General features: G+C 63.7%; 17 protein-coding genes. 7 read left to right on the top strand and 10 right to left on the bottom strand.

All coding sequences use genetic code 11. The features are described from left to right. Positions 1 to 121: 121 nt before the first annotated feature. The 6 genes from NKI37_RS10720 to NKI37_RS10745 are packed head-to-tail and all read left to right on the top strand — an operon-like array spanning position 122 to position 4461. Entirely contained in the window at positions 122 to 844 is a 723-nt protein-coding gene (locus tag NKI37_RS10720; RefSeq protein ID WP_023686960.1) for a GntR family transcriptional regulator, read from the top strand. A gap of 1 nt (position 845) precedes the next feature. Then, positions 846 to 1334, top strand: coding sequence for a DUF3830 family protein (locus NKI37_RS10725; protein ID WP_023667857.1), 489 nt, complete (start codon positions 846 to 848; stop codon positions 1332 to 1334). Further along, positions 1335 to 1688: a TIGR04076 family protein gene (locus NKI37_RS10730; protein ID WP_023667858.1), complete on the top strand. Its 354-nt coding sequence runs from the start codon at positions 1335 to 1337 to the stop codon at positions 1686 to 1688. Further along, a complete protein-coding gene (locus NKI37_RS10735) occupies positions 1685 to 2740 on the top strand; it encodes an aldo/keto reductase (RefSeq protein WP_023667859.1) in 1056 nt (351 codons plus the stop codon). The genes NKI37_RS10730 and NKI37_RS10735 overlap by 4 nt, the downstream gene beginning before the upstream one ends. Then, complete coding sequence (locus tag NKI37_RS10740) at positions 2737 to 3165, top strand: hypothetical protein (RefSeq protein WP_023667860.1); 429 nt, start codon at positions 2737 to 2739, stop codon at positions 3163 to 3165. Before NKI37_RS10735 ends, NKI37_RS10740 begins: the two co-directional genes overlap by 4 nt. Positions 3166 to 3201: 36 nt before the next feature. Further along, complete coding sequence (locus NKI37_RS10745) at positions 3202 to 4461, top strand: ABC transporter substrate-binding protein (protein ID WP_023827978.1); 1260 nt, start codon at positions 3202 to 3204, stop codon at positions 4459 to 4461. Between the two features lie 81 nt (positions 4462 to 4542). Here the strand turns inward: NKI37_RS10745 and NKI37_RS10750 are convergent, their stop codons facing one another. From NKI37_RS10750 to NKI37_RS10795, 10 genes are all read right to left on the bottom strand, one after another. Then, entirely contained in the window at positions 4543 to 5565 is a 1023-nt protein-coding gene (locus NKI37_RS10750; protein WP_023827979.1) for a LacI family DNA-binding transcriptional regulator, read from the bottom strand. Then, positions 5559 to 6350, bottom strand: a complete 792-nt coding sequence (locus tag NKI37_RS10755) for a transporter substrate-binding domain-containing protein (RefSeq protein WP_023667863.1) — start codon at positions 6348 to 6350, stop codon at positions 5559 to 5561. The genes NKI37_RS10750 and NKI37_RS10755 overlap by 7 nt, the downstream gene beginning before the upstream one ends. A 17-nt stretch (positions 6351 to 6367) precedes the next feature. Next, complete coding sequence (locus tag NKI37_RS10760; protein ID WP_023714893.1) at positions 6368 to 7288, bottom strand: isoaspartyl peptidase/L-asparaginase; 921 nt, start codon at positions 7286 to 7288, stop codon at positions 6368 to 6370. Positions 7289 to 7290: 2 nt separating this feature from the next. Then, the gene (locus NKI37_RS10765; protein WP_023699816.1) at positions 7291 to 8025 is read right to left on the bottom strand and encodes an amino acid ABC transporter ATP-binding protein; all 735 of its coding nucleotides are present in this window, start codon (positions 8023 to 8025) and stop codon (positions 7291 to 7293) included. 1 nt (position 8026) lies between these two features. Next, entirely contained in the window at positions 8027 to 8698 is a 672-nt protein-coding gene (locus tag NKI37_RS10770; RefSeq protein ID WP_023825949.1) for an amino acid ABC transporter permease, read from the bottom strand. Further along, entirely contained in the window at positions 8698 to 9369 is a 672-nt protein-coding gene (locus tag NKI37_RS10775; protein ID WP_023827980.1) for an amino acid ABC transporter permease, read from the bottom strand. Before NKI37_RS10775 ends, NKI37_RS10770 begins: the two co-directional genes overlap by 1 nt. Positions 9370 to 9732: 363 nt before the next feature. After that, on the bottom strand, positions 9733 to 10827 hold the full coding sequence (locus tag NKI37_RS10780; protein ID WP_032899967.1) for an alcohol dehydrogenase family protein: 1095 nt from the start codon (positions 10825 to 10827) through the stop codon (positions 9733 to 9735). Between the two features lie 17 nt (positions 10828 to 10844). Further along, a complete protein-coding gene (locus NKI37_RS10785) occupies positions 10845 to 12224 on the bottom strand; it encodes an aspartate aminotransferase family protein (protein WP_023686964.1) in 1380 nt (459 codons plus the stop codon). 31 nt (positions 12225 to 12255) lie between these two features. Beyond that, positions 12256 to 13749 (bottom strand): NAD-dependent succinate-semialdehyde dehydrogenase, encoded by a 1494-nt coding sequence (locus NKI37_RS10790; protein ID WP_023686965.1) that lies wholly within the window; start codon positions 13747 to 13749, stop codon positions 12256 to 12258. A 129-nt stretch (positions 13750 to 13878) separates the two neighbouring features. Next, a complete protein-coding gene (locus NKI37_RS10795; protein WP_023686966.1) occupies positions 13879 to 14367 on the bottom strand; it encodes an Lrp/AsnC family transcriptional regulator in 489 nt (162 codons plus the stop codon). Between the two features lie 82 nt (positions 14368 to 14449). On the opposite strand from NKI37_RS10795, the gene ehuR reads away from it, so the two are divergent. Further along, a complete protein-coding gene (ehuR, locus tag NKI37_RS10800; RefSeq protein ID WP_023682676.1) occupies positions 14450 to 15835 on the top strand; it encodes a MocR-like ectoine utilization transcription factor EhuR in 1386 nt (461 codons plus the stop codon). The last annotated feature ends 10 nt before the right edge of the window (positions 15836 to 15845 follow it).

The raw sequence follows: 15845 nt of genomic DNA on the forward strand, positions 1-15845 counted from the left end.
ACCCTCTGGCCGAAGACGATCGTTGTCGCCTCCTGATTTTTGATTTGTGATCACACTTGCTTTGATCACGCTATTCGGCTTTAATTTCATTCGCAAGCCGAAAACGGGGCAAATGCCGGTAATGCAGAAGGCTGCCATCGAAAAGAACAACGAGACGATCGCAGCCCAGCTTACGCCGGTCGGCCGCGAGACGGTGCAGGATCGCGTCTATTCCGAGTTGCGCCGTGCTCTGATCGGTGGCCTTTTCGAGCCAAACCAGGTGCTGACCATCCGTGGTCTTGCCGATGCGCTGGTCACCTCGACCATGCCGGTACGCGAAGCGCTCGGCCGGCTGATCACGGAAAAGGCGCTGGAGGCGCTGCCCAACCGTTCCGTGCGCGTGCCGCCGATCACGCTGGAGCGCATCGACGACCTCCTGCGTGCCCGCTCCCTCATCGAAGGCGAAGCGATAGCGCTTGCCGCCAGGCGCATGAGCCCGCGCCAGATCGCATCGATCGAAGCCATGCTGGGCGAGTGGGACGAGATGCGGGCCCTGAAGCACAAGAAGGATATCGATCGCGAAGCGACGCTCAACCAGAGCTTCCATTTTGAGATCTACCGCTGCTGCGGCTCGGCTGTGCTGATCCCGATGATCGAAAGCCTCTGGCTTCAATCGGGTCCCTGCATCCGCGTCGCCATCTATGCCTTCTCCGAGGCAGGCGAGGTTGATACCGCCCACTATCATCGTCGAATTGTCGCGGCACTTGCCAAACAGGATGCGCAAGCGGCGCGCGAGGCGCTGGTAGCCGACATCAGCCGCCCCTTCGCCTTCCTGCGCGACAAACTTCAATCGGCGAAGGACTGACATGCCCAAGCCCGCCATCGGCATCACAGAACCACGCTCGAAGCTTTCCGTGACGGCGCTGCTATTGCCCGAAAAGGCGCCGGAGAATGCCGCCTTCCTGCTGGCGTATCTGGCGCAGCCACGCATCATCCCAGGCATCCATGCGATGTGGACAGGACCGGAAATCTCGTGCCCGGTTCCGTCAGCCGATCTCCACGGCCAGGCCTATGCCCAGTCTTTGCCACCGGAGAATGCAACGCTGACGCCGCAGCCCGGCGATATCGTGCTGTCCTATGTGCCGCCACGCGTGTGGGGCGGCAATCCCAATGCCATCTTCGATATCGGCCTGTACTACGGGCAGGGGGCGCGGCTGCTGTTCCCGATCGGCTGGCTGGCCGGCAGCGTGGTCGCGCAAGTGCTTGCCGGAGAGCGCGATCAGTTTGCCGCCGCCTGCGGCGTCATCCGCCGCAACGGCGCCTGTGACATCACCTTCAGCCTGGTGGAGGCCTGAATGGCCGACGACAGTTTCGAACTCTTCGATCTGCGCGTCGAAGCGGTCATCCCCGAGGGCAAGCCGGTCTATTGCGGCGCCAGGGCCGGCGACTATTTCGAACTCAAGGGCGAAATGCTCTCGCTGCCGGCAGGGCAGGGCTTTTCGATCTATTCGATCTCGGCCGTGTTGCCGCTCCTGGCGGCAAAGCAGCGCCCGACGCATGCAAATGACTGGATGACCTCGGATGCCGAGATCGCCTGTCCCGATCCCAATTGCGCCAGCCGGCTCCGCATCGTCAGGCTTGCCAAGCGGCGGTTCAGCCATGCCGAAACCACGGCCGTGCCGCTGCCGAAGGAGACCGACAAGGGATGACCGCCAGGACCATCGAACTCAGCCCCGGCTATGGGATCTCGCGAGTCATCCGCGGTGGCTGGCAGCTGGCCGGCGGGCATGGCGCCGTCGACCGCAGCCAGGCGGTGACCGACCTCATCGCCACTTTCGATGCCGGCATCTGGACCTATGACTGCGCCGACATCTACACCGGCGTCGAGGAACTGATCGGCGCCGCGCGCCTGCGGCTGGCCGGCGAGCGCGGTCTCGATGTCGCGGCCAGGATGAAGGTGCACACCAAGCTGGTGCCGGACCTCGAACGACTGGCAGGCATCAGCCGCGACTACATCAGGGGCATCGTCGATCAGTCGCTTCGCAGGCTCAAGACCGAGCGGATCGACCTCGTGCAGTTTCACTGGTGGGATTATGACCAGCCTCGTTACGTCGAGGCGATGGGTTGGCTCGACGAGCTTCGGCTGGAAGGCAAGGTGCGCAATCTCGGCACCACCAATTTCGATACGCCGAGGCTAGCCGAAATCCTCTCCGCGGGCATCCCGCTGGTCAGCCAGCAACTGCAATATTCAGTGCTCGACCAGCGGCCGGCAAACAGCCTTGCGGGCCTTGCCGCTAAGAACGGTGTCCGCTTCCTCTGCTACGGCTCGGTGGCGGGCGGCTTCCTCAGCGACAAATGGCTTGGCGTGGCCGAGCCCTCCACGCCGCTCGAAAACCGCTCGCTGGTCAAATACAAGCTGATCATCGACGACTTCGGCGGCTGGGAGCTGTTCCAGTCCCTGCTCAAGGCGCTGAAAGCGGTCGGCGATCGCCACGGCGTCGACATTGCCACCATCGCCTCGGCATGGGTGCTCGAGCAGCCGCAGGTCGCGGCCGTCATTGTGGGTGCGCGCAACCAGGCACATGCGCTGGCCAATACGAAAATCATGGACGTCGCGCTCGACGCCGACGATCGCGCGCGGATTGCTGCCGCCATCGCACAAGGCACCGGCCTCGCGGGCGATGTCTACGCGCTGGAGCGCGACCGTCATGGCCGCCACGGCTCGATCATGCATTACAACCTCAATGCGGGGAAGAAATGAGCGGAGAGCCTTCCCTTTTTTCGCGTGCCAGCGCTGAAATCATCGACCTGCATCGCTTCTTCGTCGACTGGTTTGTCGCCGCGCGAGCCGACGCTGTGGAGTTCGGCCGCTTCGAGGCTGTCATGGGCGAAGGCCTCACCATGGTGGCGCCGAATGGCCAGATCCTCGATCGCGACGCGGTCGTAGATCATGTCCGGACAAGCCGCGCCACTTGCGACGACGGTTTTGCCATATCGATCGAGGACATCAGGCCGGGTTGGCAGGACGCGGACACGATCGTCATCTTCTACATCGAGGCGCAACTGCGCGCCGGCAAACACAGTCGCCGGCAGTCCAGTGCGGTCTTCACCACCAGTTCATCGGCACCAAACGGCGTCGAATGGCGGCATCTGCATGAGACCTGGCTGCAGGCGCCGGAAGGCTGAACAGGCAAAAGTTCAAACAAGAAAAGGGGAACGGCAATGAAGAAGACGATACTTCAAATCACCACAGCACTGGCTCTCGTGACGATGGCCGGCGCCGCACACGCAGCGGACTGCAAGATCACCGTCGGCCTGGTCATGGAGCTCACCGGTCCGGCCGGCGAATACGGCCAGGCCGGCGCGAAGTCCGTCGAAATGGCCTTCCGCGACATCAATGAAGCCGGTGGCGTACGCGGCTGCGATCTCGCAACCGACACGCGCGACAGCCAGAGCCAGGGCAATATCGCGGTCGATGCCGCGACCCAGCTGGTACAGGTCAAGAAGGTGCCGGTGATCATCGGCGGCATCATCTCCTCGGTGTCGATCCCGATTTTGACCTCGGTCACCGGGCCGGCCAAGATCGTGCAGGTGTCGCCGGCTTCATCCTCGCCGACGCTGACCGCCCTTGGCCGCGACGGCAAGACCAACGGCATCTTCTTCCGCACCATCACGTCGGACGCGCTGCAAGGCGTGGCCGCCGCCAAATACGCCATCGACAAGGGCTTCAAGAAACTGTCGATCATCCATGTCAACAACGACTTCGGCGTCAACATGGTGGCCGAATTCTCGCGTGCCTACAAAGCGCTCGGCGGCACCATCGTCTCCGACACGCCCTACAACGAAAAGCAGTCGAGCTATGCTTCGGAAGTGACGGCGGCGATGGGAGGCGAGCCGGACGGACTCTACCTCGTCAGCACGCCGGTCGACGGCGCAACGGTCGCCCGCACCTGGATATCGCAGGGCGGCGTGCAGAAATTCCTGCTCAATGACGGCATGAACAGCCCGGACTTCATCGAATCCGTCGGCGCCGATTATCTGAAGGATGCCTATGGTACCTCTTCCGGCACCAGCCCGACGGCATCCACCGACTATTTCCTGAAAAACTACAAGGAGTTTTCGGGCATCGAACCGTCGAACCCGGCAGCCGACCGTTCCTATGATGCCGGCGCCATTGTCGGTCTCGCCATTGCCATTGCCGGCTCCGAGGATCCAGCCAAGATCAAGGATGCCATGTACAAGGCGGTCGATCCTGCCGGCACACCGATCTATGCCGGCAAGGACGAGTTCGCCAAGGCGCTCGGCCTGATCAAGAATGGCAAGCCGATCCGCTATGAAGGCGTCATCGGTCCGGTCAGCTTCGACAAATATGGCGACATCACCGGCCCGTTCCGGTTGTGGAAGATCGTCGACGGCAAGGTGACGACGGACGGTGAAATGACAACCGACGACGTCAACGCGCTGCAGGCGAAATTGCAGTAGGCGCTGGTACATTGTCCGGCGCGATCTCCGTTCGATCTCTGGGAGATCGACGCCGGACAAGCAGTCCAACATCGGCGCTGGTTACGCGGTCAAGCGCGAAATCAGCCGGGTCAATATAACGACAGGCGGCTGGCCGGGCATGAAGACCTGCGGATTGGAGAGGGCGCCAACGATATGACCCACATAGTCTGATTTGTCGTAGCCGATTGACGATATCGGGTAGGCGTCGAAATTGGTCAGGGACACATTGTCGAAGCCATAGAGGCGGAAGCGGCTGGGCCGGCTGTCGGGGAAATCCGCCCGGCAGACATCCAGAACACCCATGGCCATCGCGTCGGACGTACAAAAGACCGCATCGGGACAGCCGCGTCCCGTCAGGCCGGCGGCTGCCGCATAGCCCGACTCGTAGGAATAGTCTCCCTGGACCGTCTGCAGCAGTTCAATTCCATGATGCCGGAACGCTCCGAGGTAGTGGCCGATGCGCAGCTGTTCGACTCGCGAGGACGAACGGCCGGTCAGCAGGCTGGCCGTGCGCGCGCGCTTGGCCGCCGCATCCGCCACGGCCTCGGCGATGCCGACGCCTTCATCGGGAATGACGGTGGGTGACAGATCGTCATGCAGTCCGTTCAGCATGATGACCAGGTTCGAGCGAAACATGCGCCGCACCGTCGCTGCATCGGCAAAGTCGGAGAACACCACGGCGGCATCGACATGATAGGCAACGCCGTTGCGCAGAAAATCCTCGACCCCTTCCGCCGAGCCGATGCGGATGAGGATGACCTGCTTGCCGATCGACTGGATTGCGTCGAGCAGCCGGTCGAACAGGTCGAGATCTGAAAGGTCGTGAATGTGGTTGACCACGACGGCAACCAGATTGACGGTCTTGGTGGTCAGGCTTTGCGCCAGGAGATTGGGTTTGTAGCCGAGCTGCGCGGCGGCCTGCACGACACGTTCGCGTTTGTCCGCCGAGACCGGTCGCGGTCCGCTCGACAGCGCACGGCTGGCCGCGGCACGCGACACGCCTGCCAGCCGCGCGACATCGGCGATCGTTGCGACGGCGCCTCGACTGTGCGCCGATCGGTTGCCGGTAGTGGGTGTCACCACAGCGGGTTGAGCGCCGGCGGGTTGGAGCCCGGCCCCCACCACTTCTTGTAGGTCGCCTCGTAGGTGCCCGACTGGATGAAGTCGGACACGAACATGTCGAGCCAGCGGACGAATTCGGGATCGCCCTTGGCGACCGCGATGCCGATCGGATCGTTGGAATAGAGGCCAGGCAGCGTCACCAGGCTCGGTGTCTTGGTTGCGAGGTAATCGAGCAGCGAGGAATCCTCGATCGCCGCATCGACGCGCTTCTGTTGCAGCTGCAGAACCCCGTCGGGCGCGAACTGGTCGACATAGACGAGCTCTGCGTCCGGCACGGCTGCCTTGAGGAAGGTTTCGCCCGTGGTGCCGCGGCCGACGACAACCTTCTTGCCGGCGAGCCCCTTGAGGTCGGTTATCCCGGCATCCTTCTGGACGATGACGCGCAGCCCGGCCCGGTTGTAGGGGATGGTGAAGTTGACGGTCTTGGCCCGCTCGAGCGTTGCCGAGGTGTTTGCGACCGCGACATCGATCTGTCCCGACACCAGCATGGAAATACGCGCATCGCCCGAGACGTCGACGAACTCGACCGGCACGCCGAGCTTTTGCGCCAGCAGCGTCGCGACATCGACATCGTAGCCGACAGGGTTGTTTTGTGCATCCCGAAAGCCGATCGGCTCGCCGCCGAGCGATACGCCGATGCGAATGGTGCCGCGTGAGCGGATGTCGTCAATCATGCCGGCAAGGGCTGGAAATGCCGAACCGGCCACGATGGCCAGCGCGGCGAAGGCACGCAGTACGGTTTTCATGGTTCCTCTCCTTATTTTCAAGTGACGCGTCTTGCCGCCCGCAATTCGGGTGCGGACATAGAATCCTTCCAGAGCCAGTAGCGGACCTCGCCCTCGCATCTGAAATTCACCACCTCGTGGTTCTGCTCGGCGTCCACGGCGTGGATGACCACTCCGGCCAGGAAGCCGGTGTCGAGTTCAGCCAGTTCCTCGACCGCCAGCGCGACCGCATCCGACAGGGATCGGCCAAGCTTCATGGCCAGCACGACGGTCCGCGCGGTCGCGCAACGCATCGTCATCTCGCCGGTGTGGGTGCACGCCGCCGCGCCATAGCGGCTGTCGGCGTAAAAGCCTGCGCCGGGAATAGGAGAATCGCCGAGCCGGCCCGGATATTTCCAGGCCCAGCCCGAGGTCGAAGTCGCGGCATGGATGCCGCGCCGCGCATCCGCCGACAGGAAGACGGTGGTGTCGCGGACCCGCTCGGGATCGGTGATAGTACGGCTGAGCGGCGCCAGATCGATATCGGGGAATTTCGCCAGCTGTTGCGGTGTGAGTTCCTGTTGCAGCCGCACCCACCAGACGCGCTTGCTGTCCTCGAACAAGACTTCGTCTTCGGCAAAACCGATTTCGCTGGCAAAGCGCCGCGCCCCTTCGCCGGTCAGCATCACATGCGGCAGGCGCTTCATTACCTGCTGCGCCAGGGCAGCGACCGCCAAGGTCCTTGGCACGGCGCCGACTGAACCGACCTCTCTTGTATTGCCGTCCATGACGCCGGCGTCGAACTCCATCTCGCCCAGCATGTTCGGCCAGCCGCCATAACCGACGCTGCGAACCTTGACCTCTTTCTCCACCATGCCGATGCCGGCAACCATCGCGTCCAGGCTGACGGCGCCATCGCGCAGCATTTGCACCGAGGTTTCGAATCCCGGCCATGCTTCGTTGTTGGCTAACAGCAGCATTCCTAGTCCTTGCGCATCTTGGAGAGAAACTGCGCAACCCGCGGCTGCGCCCGGCCGCCGTCCGCGGCGAAGAAACGATCCGTTGGCAGATCGACCACCAGCCTGCCCTTGTCGAGGAAGACGATGCGGTTGGAAATCTCGCGCGCGAATTCGATCTCGTGGGTGACGAACAGCATCGTCGTGCCTTGCGCGGCGAGCTTTGCCAGGATGGCCAGCACCTCGGAAGTCATTTCCGGGTCGAGCGCGCTGGTCACTTCATCGAGCAGCAGATAGCGCGGCTGCATGGCGAGCGCCCGGCAGATGCCGACACGCTGGCGCTGCCCGCCCGACAACTGCGCCGGGTAGGCGTTGGCCCGATCGGCGAGGCCGACGGACTCGAGCAGCTTGCGCGCCAGCGCCTCGGCCTCAGGGCGCGGCATCTTCAGCACCTCGATCGGGGCGAGCGTAATGTTCTGAAGCGCGCTCATATGCGGATAGAGGTTGAACAGCTGGAAGACGGTGCCTGAGCGCTTGCGCGCCTCGGCCAGCTCCTTCGGCTTGCTGACATCGAAATCGTCGACCGTGATGCGGCCCGACTTCAGCTTTTCGAGGCCGTTGATGCAACGGATTAGTGTCGACTTGCCGGACCCCGACGACCCGAGGATCGAGACCACTTCGCCGGGCGCGATCGTCAGGTCGACGCCGTCCAGCACAGTGACCTCGCCGAACGCTTTGTGCACGTTTTCGATCTTGAGCATGTTAAAGCCCCCGCCAGGCGCTGTGCGCCCGCAGGCGGTTTTCAAGACGCTCGCCAAGCAGGGCGACCAGCTTTGCCGCGCCATAGTAGAGCAGCCCGACGACGGTCCAGACCGCGAACGGCTTCAAGGTTCGCATGTTGAGGATGTGGCCAATCTTGGTCAGGTCGACGACGCCGATGACAGAAATCAGCGACGTCACCTGAAGCTGGTTGACCAGCAGCGCGACGAGCGGGCCGACCGCGAAGGCGGCAGCCTGGGGCGAAACGATATGGCGCAGGACCTGCCACCGGGTCAGGCCGAAGACACGCGCGGCCTCGACCTGCTCGCGTTCGATCGACTCGATCGCCGAGACCGCGATGACATAGACGAATGCCGCGGTGTTCGCCGACAGAGTGATGGTCGCTGCGGTGACCGGCGTCACCCTTATATGCAACAGCGCCGGCAGGCCGAAGAACACCAGGAACAGCTGCACCAACACCGGCGAGTTCTTCAACAGCTCCGACAGGAAGGTGACGACCTGGGCCAGAACCGGCACACGGTAGAACCGCACCAACGCCCAGCTCAGGCCAATCAGCAGTCCGATCAGAGAGGTGACGAGAAACAGCGCGATGTTGGTGCCGAGACCTTGCGCCAGCAGGATCAGGTCGTAGGAGGTGAAGTCGCTGAACCGCATCAGTCGACCGCCTCCATCATGTCCCGATTGAGATGGCGGTGGAGCAGGGTGACGCCCAGCGAGACCAGATAGGTCAGGGCCGCATAGGCACAGAGCAGCACCACATAGACCTCGAAGGGCCGATAGGTCTGCGAGACCACGATCTGGGCCGAGCCGGTGAGCTCGTTGAGCGTGATGGTCGAGAGGATCGAGGACGTAAGGATCATGTTGATGAGCACGGATCCGAGCGGTCGCACGGAGGTGCGCAGCGCAATCGGCAGCACGATGCGGGTGAAGATCTTGCGCCTGGACAGGCCGCTCACTTCAGCGGCGTCGATGATGCCCTGGTCGATGGCGAGGATGCCGGCGCGAATGATGTCTGAGGCATAGGCGCCGCCGGCAATCGAAAGCGCCACGACGCCGGTGGTGAAGGCATCGATGTAAATGCCGAGCTCGGGCAGGCCGTAATAGAAGAAGAACAGCTGGACGATGAACGGCACATTGCGGAAGAGATCGACATAGACGAAGGCGATCCGTCGAAGCAGTGCCGAGGCGGAGGTGCGTGCGATCGCCACCAACGCGCCCATGACGACGCTTCCCACCAGCGACAGCGCGCAAGCCGCCGCCGTGAGTTCGGCGCCGCGCGCCAGAAAACCCAGATGCGGCAGAAGAATGGACAGGTCGAAATGCACCGGTGGTCTCCAGTGAAACCGGTTTCACTCTTTTGGCTTTCGCCTCGTCTGTCAAGATGCAGGGTCTGGTTGCCGGCCTGTGGATTGCATTCGTTGCGATGATTCCGGTTCGCCTCATGCGCGCTATGTCTCAAGCGCCGGCAATTCGCCGCCGGCTTTCAACTCGACGACGCCGCCTATGCCAGCCGCGCGTCGCTGCGATGGCGGCTGGGGCGGCGCCCTCGGTTTTGCCGATCCGGCGCCGGCGTCGGATTCGGCTACGTCACCAACCGCATGCTGGGTTTCGACGACGTCGATCCACGCCGCAAGGTATTGATTGATGCCGTTTACGACGCGCTCTGACGTAGGAGCGTTGGGGAGCCGTTATGCCCGGATGTTCCACATGGCGTCCGGCACAACCACCAGCTTGCCGACAAAGTCCTTGGCGATGAAGTCTGCCTGCGCCTTTTGAAAATCGGAGAGCCTGTAGACGCCGCCGACCAGCGGTCGGATCTTCTTCGCCTCGATATAACCGACGATGCGGCGGAAGTCGGCGCGGGTGCCCTGGCTTGAGCCATGCAGTTGCAGCTGCTTGAGATACATGGTCCGGAGATCGAGCTGCACGACCGGGCCGGCGATGGCGCCTGCCGTGGTGTAGCGGCCTTCAGGTCGCAGGATGCGCAGCAGGTCGTTGAAGATCGCGCCGCCGACGAGATCGGCGACCACATCGATCGGCTGGTCGCCAGTGGCTTCATTCACGGCGGCGGGAAGATCGGCAACGCCCCGGGTAATGACCGCTTCGGCGCCGATGTCGCGCACCGCCTGCTCCTTGCCCTTGCCGACGACCGCATAGGGAATGGCGCCGCGCGCCCGCGCCAGCTGCACGATGCCGGAACCGACGCCGCCCGAGGCGCCGGTGACCAGCACGCGTTCGCCGGCTTTCAGCCCGGAGCGCTCCAGCATCTGTTCGCCGGTGAGGTAGGCGCAGCAGAAGGTGGCGAGTTCGACGTCGCTCATTTCAGTATCGACGACATGCGCATTCTCGCCCGGCACCGTCTGGTACTCGGCGTACCCGCCGTCGCGACCGTGGCCCATATAGTCGATGTCGGCGAGCGAATCGTCGTCGCGGTTGTAGATCGAAAAGTCGACCATTACCCGTTCGCCGATACGGCCCGGGGAAACGCCTTCGCCGACGGCAGCGATGGTGCCGACCGTGTCGGTGCCCTGGATGCGCGGGAAGGTAAGCGTGTTGCCTTGCCGCCGCCACGTCGACACGGCGGCAGCGTCCTCCTCCGTGCCATAGGCGCCCTGGCGTACCCAGACATCGGTGTTGTTCATACCGCAAGCGCTGACCTTAACCAGCACCTCGCCGGCGGCAGGCACAGGCACTTTCACATCGCTGCGATAGACGAGCTTTTCCGGTCCGCCATGCCCGGTGAGCAGCACGGCGGCCATGGTGGCGGGGAGGGTCTTGGTCATGGCATTCACGGTCGATCTCAGAGATTGGAAAACACGCTGTTGACGGCATCGGCGGTTTTGGAAACGACGATGTCGGCTTCCTCACGCGTCAGGCAGAGCGGCGGCGCGAAGCCTAGTATGTCGCCCTGCGGCATGGCGCGGCCGATGACGCCGCTGGCGGCAAGTGCTGTCGCCACTTGCGGCCCGATCTTGAGCGAGGCGTCGAAGAACACCCGGTCGTCCTTGTCGGCGACAAATTCGACCGCCGCCAGCATGCCGTCGCCGCGCACGTCGCCGACGTGTCTGTGCCCGCCGACAGCCTTGGTCAGTTCGGCGCGGAAATAAGCGCCGGTCTCACCGGCGTTCGTCACCAGGTCCAGTTCGTCGATCAGTTCGAGATTGGCGACACCTGCGGCGACGCAGATCGGATGCGCGGCATAGGTCCAGCCATGGCCGAGCGAACCGAGCTTGTCGGAGCCCTGCACCAGCACCTGCCACATCTTGTCGGCAACGATGACGCCCGACAGCGGCGCGTAGGCCGAGGTCAGCCCCTTGGCGATGGTGATGAGGTCTGGCTTGATGCCGTAATGGTCGGAGCCGAACATGGTGCCCAGACGGCCGAAGCCCGTCACCACCTCGTCGGCGACCAGCAGCACGTCATACTTCTTCAGCACCGCCTGGATCTTCTCCCAGTAGCCGGCCGGCGGCGGCACGATGCCGCCAGTACCGAGGATCGGCTCGCCGATGAAGGCGGCGACGGTTTCGGGACCTTCGGCCAGGATCATCTCTTCCAGTCTGTCGGCGCAATGCTGCGAGAACTGCTCCTCGCTCATCGAGCGGTCGGCGCGGCGGAAATAGTAGGGCGCTTCGGTGTGCAGGACCGGCGCGCGCGGCAGGTCGAAGGCGTTGTGGAACAGGTCGAGCCCGGTCAGTGATCCCGTCATCACGCCCGAACCGTGATAGCCGCGCCAGCGCGAGATGATCTTCTTCTTCTCCGGCCGCCCAAGCACGTTGTTGTAGTACCAGATCAGCTTGATGTTGGTCTCGTTGGCATCCGAACCCGAGAGGCCGAAATAGACCCTCGACATGCCCTTCGGCGCGCGGTCGATGATCATCTTGGCCAGTGTGATCGAAGCCTCGGTGCCGTGGCCGACATAGGCGTGGTAATAGGCGAGGTTCTTCGCCTGGGTGGCGATGGCATCCGCGATCTTTTGGCGGCCATAGCCGACATTGACGCAATAGAGACCGGCAAAGGCATCGATGCTCTTCTTGCCATTGTTGTCCCAGACGGTGACGCCTTCACCGCCGGCCATGATGCGGGTCGGGCTCTCGCCCCGCGCATGCGTGCCCATATGGGTCGAAGGATGGAAGAAATGGTCGCGATCCCAGGCGTTGAGTTCGTTGGACTGGTCGAGCATTTTTTGACTCCTTGAGAGATGGCCGGACGGACTATGTGACGTCCAGACAGAGGTACTTCAGATCGGTGAAAGCTTCGAGCCCGTGGCGCGAGCCTTCGCGGCCGATGCCGGATTGCTTGACGCCGCCGAAGGGGATCGGCGCTCCGGTGATCTTGACGCGGTTGATGGCGACCATGCCGTAGTCGAGCGCGCGGCCCATACGTTGCTGGCGGGCGCCATTCTCGGTAACGACATAGGCGACGAGGCCATATTCTGTGGCGTTGGCACGGGCGATCACCTCGTCCTCACTGTCGAACGGCGTGACTGCGGCGACCGGCCCAAAGGTCTCCTCGCGCATGATCAGCGCTTCGTCGCTGACATCGGCCAGCAACGTCGGCTGGTAGAACAGCGGCCCGGCCTGATGCCGCTTGCCGCCGGTGAGGCAGCGCGCGCCATGGGCGACGGCATCGGCGACCTGTTCCTCGACCTTGGTCACGGCGCGCTCATGCATCAGCGGTCCGATATCGATCTTTTCGACAAGCCCATTGCCGGTCCGCAGCGCCTCGATGCGCTCGGCAAAGGCGGCGCAGAAGCGATCGTAGATCGGGCGCTGGACATAGATGCGGTTGGCGGCAAGGCAGTCCTGGCCTGACGTTGCAAACTTGGCATCGATGGCAATGCTCACTGCGTTGTCGACATCGGCGTCGGCAAAGACGATCAGCGGCGCATGGCCGCCAAGCTCCATCACCAGCCGCTTCATCGTCGGAGCACACTGTGCGGCGATCAACCGGCCGATCTCCGTCGAGCCGGTAAAACTCATGGCGCGGACGCGCGGGTCTTCGCACATGCGCCCGACGATCGTCGCTGCCTTGCCGGTGATGACGTTGAAGACACCGGCGGGCAGGCCGGCGCGCTCGCCGAGTTCAGCCAGCGCCAGCGCCGACAGCGGCGTCTCCGAGGACGGGTGTGCGACGATGGTGCAGCCGGCGGCGAGTGCGGCGGCCGCCTTGCGGGTCAGCATCGCCGCCGGAAAATTCCAGGGCGTGACGACGCCGACAACGCCGAGCGGCTCGCGCCTCACCATCATCTCGGCATTCGGCAGATGGCTGGTGACGCTCTCGGCGTTGAGGCGCTTTGCCTCTTCGGCATACCATTCGACGAAAGAGGCGGCATAGTCGATTTCGCCGAGCGATTCCTGCAGCGGCTTGCCTTGTTCCAAAGTCATCAGCAGGGCAAGGTCGTCTTTCGCCGCGATGATCAGCTCGAACCATTTTCGCAGAATTCTCGACCGCTCCTGCGGCAGCAGTGACCGCCAAGCCGGGAAGGCACGCGCGGCGGCACCGATTGCCCTTGTCGTTTGCTGCGCATCGAGCGCGGCGACAAACGCGACCGTCGCGCCTGTGGCCGGATCGGTGACTTCAAAGCTTTCGGCCGCTTCGCTCGCGGTCCAATGCCCATCGACATAGGCAAGCTCGCGCAGCAGCCGGCGGTCGGAGAGGCGGTCGAGCGCCTCATGGCGATGCGAGCGGGCAAAATGCGCGGACATGGTCGAGGCCTCCCGGTTCGGACGATGCGGGAAGACTATCCGTCACATGCAGACAGAGAGACTGTTTCGACGCCCTGAAGGAGAGAGACTCTCTCTATTGTGCCGTCCCGACAGACATTCTCTCCGGGCTTATGCCGACGCCGGCAGCAGGTCGGCTATCGGCAGCACGATTTCGTCCTTCACCGTCTTGGTGACGATGTAGGTGAAGTAGCGGTCGATGCCGATCTCGCGCTCCAGCAGGTCGTCGACCAGCCGCTGATAGGCGTCGATGTCGCGCGTCATCACCTTGACCACATAGTCGACGCCGCCGCCCACCGACCAGCAGGCGACGATTTCGGGGATGTCGCGGATGACGCGTTCGAAGCGGTCGAAATCGGCCTGGCGATGGCTGGCCAGCGTCACCTCCATCAACACGGTGGCGACCGGCGCCACCACGCGCATGGCGATCCTGGCGTGGTAGCCCGAGACGATGCCTGCCTTCTCCAGCTTGCGCAGCCGCATCCAGCACGGCGTCGGCGACAGCCCGACCTGTTCGGCCAGCGCCAGCTTGGTGATGCGCCCGTCGCGCTGGATGGCGTCGAGTATCCTGAGGTCGACCGCGTCGAGTTTCGATGTCATCGGCGTCCGCTTTTTGTCGGCATCACCATGACGGCGCATTATTTCGATTGTCAATTGCACTGATTTCGATCTCTATTAAGTCATGACATCATGGCAACCCGACCCTGCGCTCATCCGTCGGCCAGCCTATCAAACGCTGGCCGACCAGTTCGCCCGCGCCATTCATGACGGGCGGCTGGCCAACGGCGCGCGGCTTCCAACGCATCGAAGGCTGGCAGACGATTTAAAACTGTCGGTGCAGACGGTCAGCCGCGCCTACGAAGAACTGATCCGGCGCGGCCTGATTTCGGGCGAGATCGGCCGTGGCAGCTTTGTCCAGACGCAGCGCCGCGACCCGGAGCCGCCCTATCTGCCGGAGCGCCTCGGCGAGGTCATCGATCTGTCAATCCTGAAGCCGGTCTGCGAGCCGATGCATTTGGAGCGGCTGAAGCAGGCGCTGGGCTGGCTGGCCGAAAACCTGCCATCCAGTTCGGCGTTGTCGTTCCGGCCCAACATGGTGTTCCCGCGTCACCGCGCGGTGGCTGTCGAATGGCTGAAACTGTGTGGGCTCGACACCTCCGCACAGAATATCAGCCTGACCAATGGCGCGACCGCCGGGATGACCGTGGCGCTGATGAGCGTTGCGCCGCCGGGATCGACTGTCGCCACCGAGGCCATCGGCCACCACACGCTGGTGCCGCTGGCGCGCTATCTCGGCTTCAACCTGGAAGGCCTGCCGATCGACGGCAATGGCCTGATCCCGGAGGCGTTGGACGAGGTCTGCCGGCTCACCGACATTCGCGCGGTATTCGTGCAACCGTCGGTGATCAACCCGACGGCGACGCTGATGGACGCTCGGCGGCGCGAAGAGATCGCCGCGGTCGCGCGCAAGCACGACATCGCCATCATCGAGAACGATGTGCTGGGTCCGCTGATCGAGGACCGGCCGCCGCCGGTCGCCGCCTTTGCGCCGGAGCGCACGCTCTACGTCACTTCCTTCACCAAGATCACCGTACCTGGCCTGCGCATCGGCTATCTCGCGGCGCCCGACCGCTATGTCGCCGCCGTTGCCAACCGGCATCTGGTGTCGAACTGGATGGCGACGCCGCTGGTGGCCGAGATCGCCACCAAATGGGTGACCGACGGCACGGCGATGGAACTCGTTCGCTGGCAGCGCGCGGCATTGCGCCGCCGCCAGGACATCGCAGCCGAGGTGCTGGGCGGGGTTGGTTATCGCGCCAGGCGCGACGGGCTGCATGTCTGGTTGCAACTGCCCGCGGACCGTGCCGAGGAAAGCTTCGTCGCCCAGGCCCGCCTGCAAGGCGTGGCGATCGCGCCCGGCACCTCCTTCCGCATCTCGGATGCGCCCTGGCATCCGGCGGTGCGCATCTCGCTCGGCTCGACCACCGAGGGGGAACTGCGCGCCGGCCTCGGCGTTGTCACCAAGTTGCTGCTTGGCGATCCGGAGCATCTGCTGCTCGCAATCTAAGCGGGAATTG

The organism is Mesorhizobium sp. M0626, assembly GCF_040320665.1.
In the GTDB taxonomy this organism is placed as follows: domain Bacteria; phylum Pseudomonadota; class Alphaproteobacteria; order Rhizobiales; family Rhizobiaceae; genus Mesorhizobium.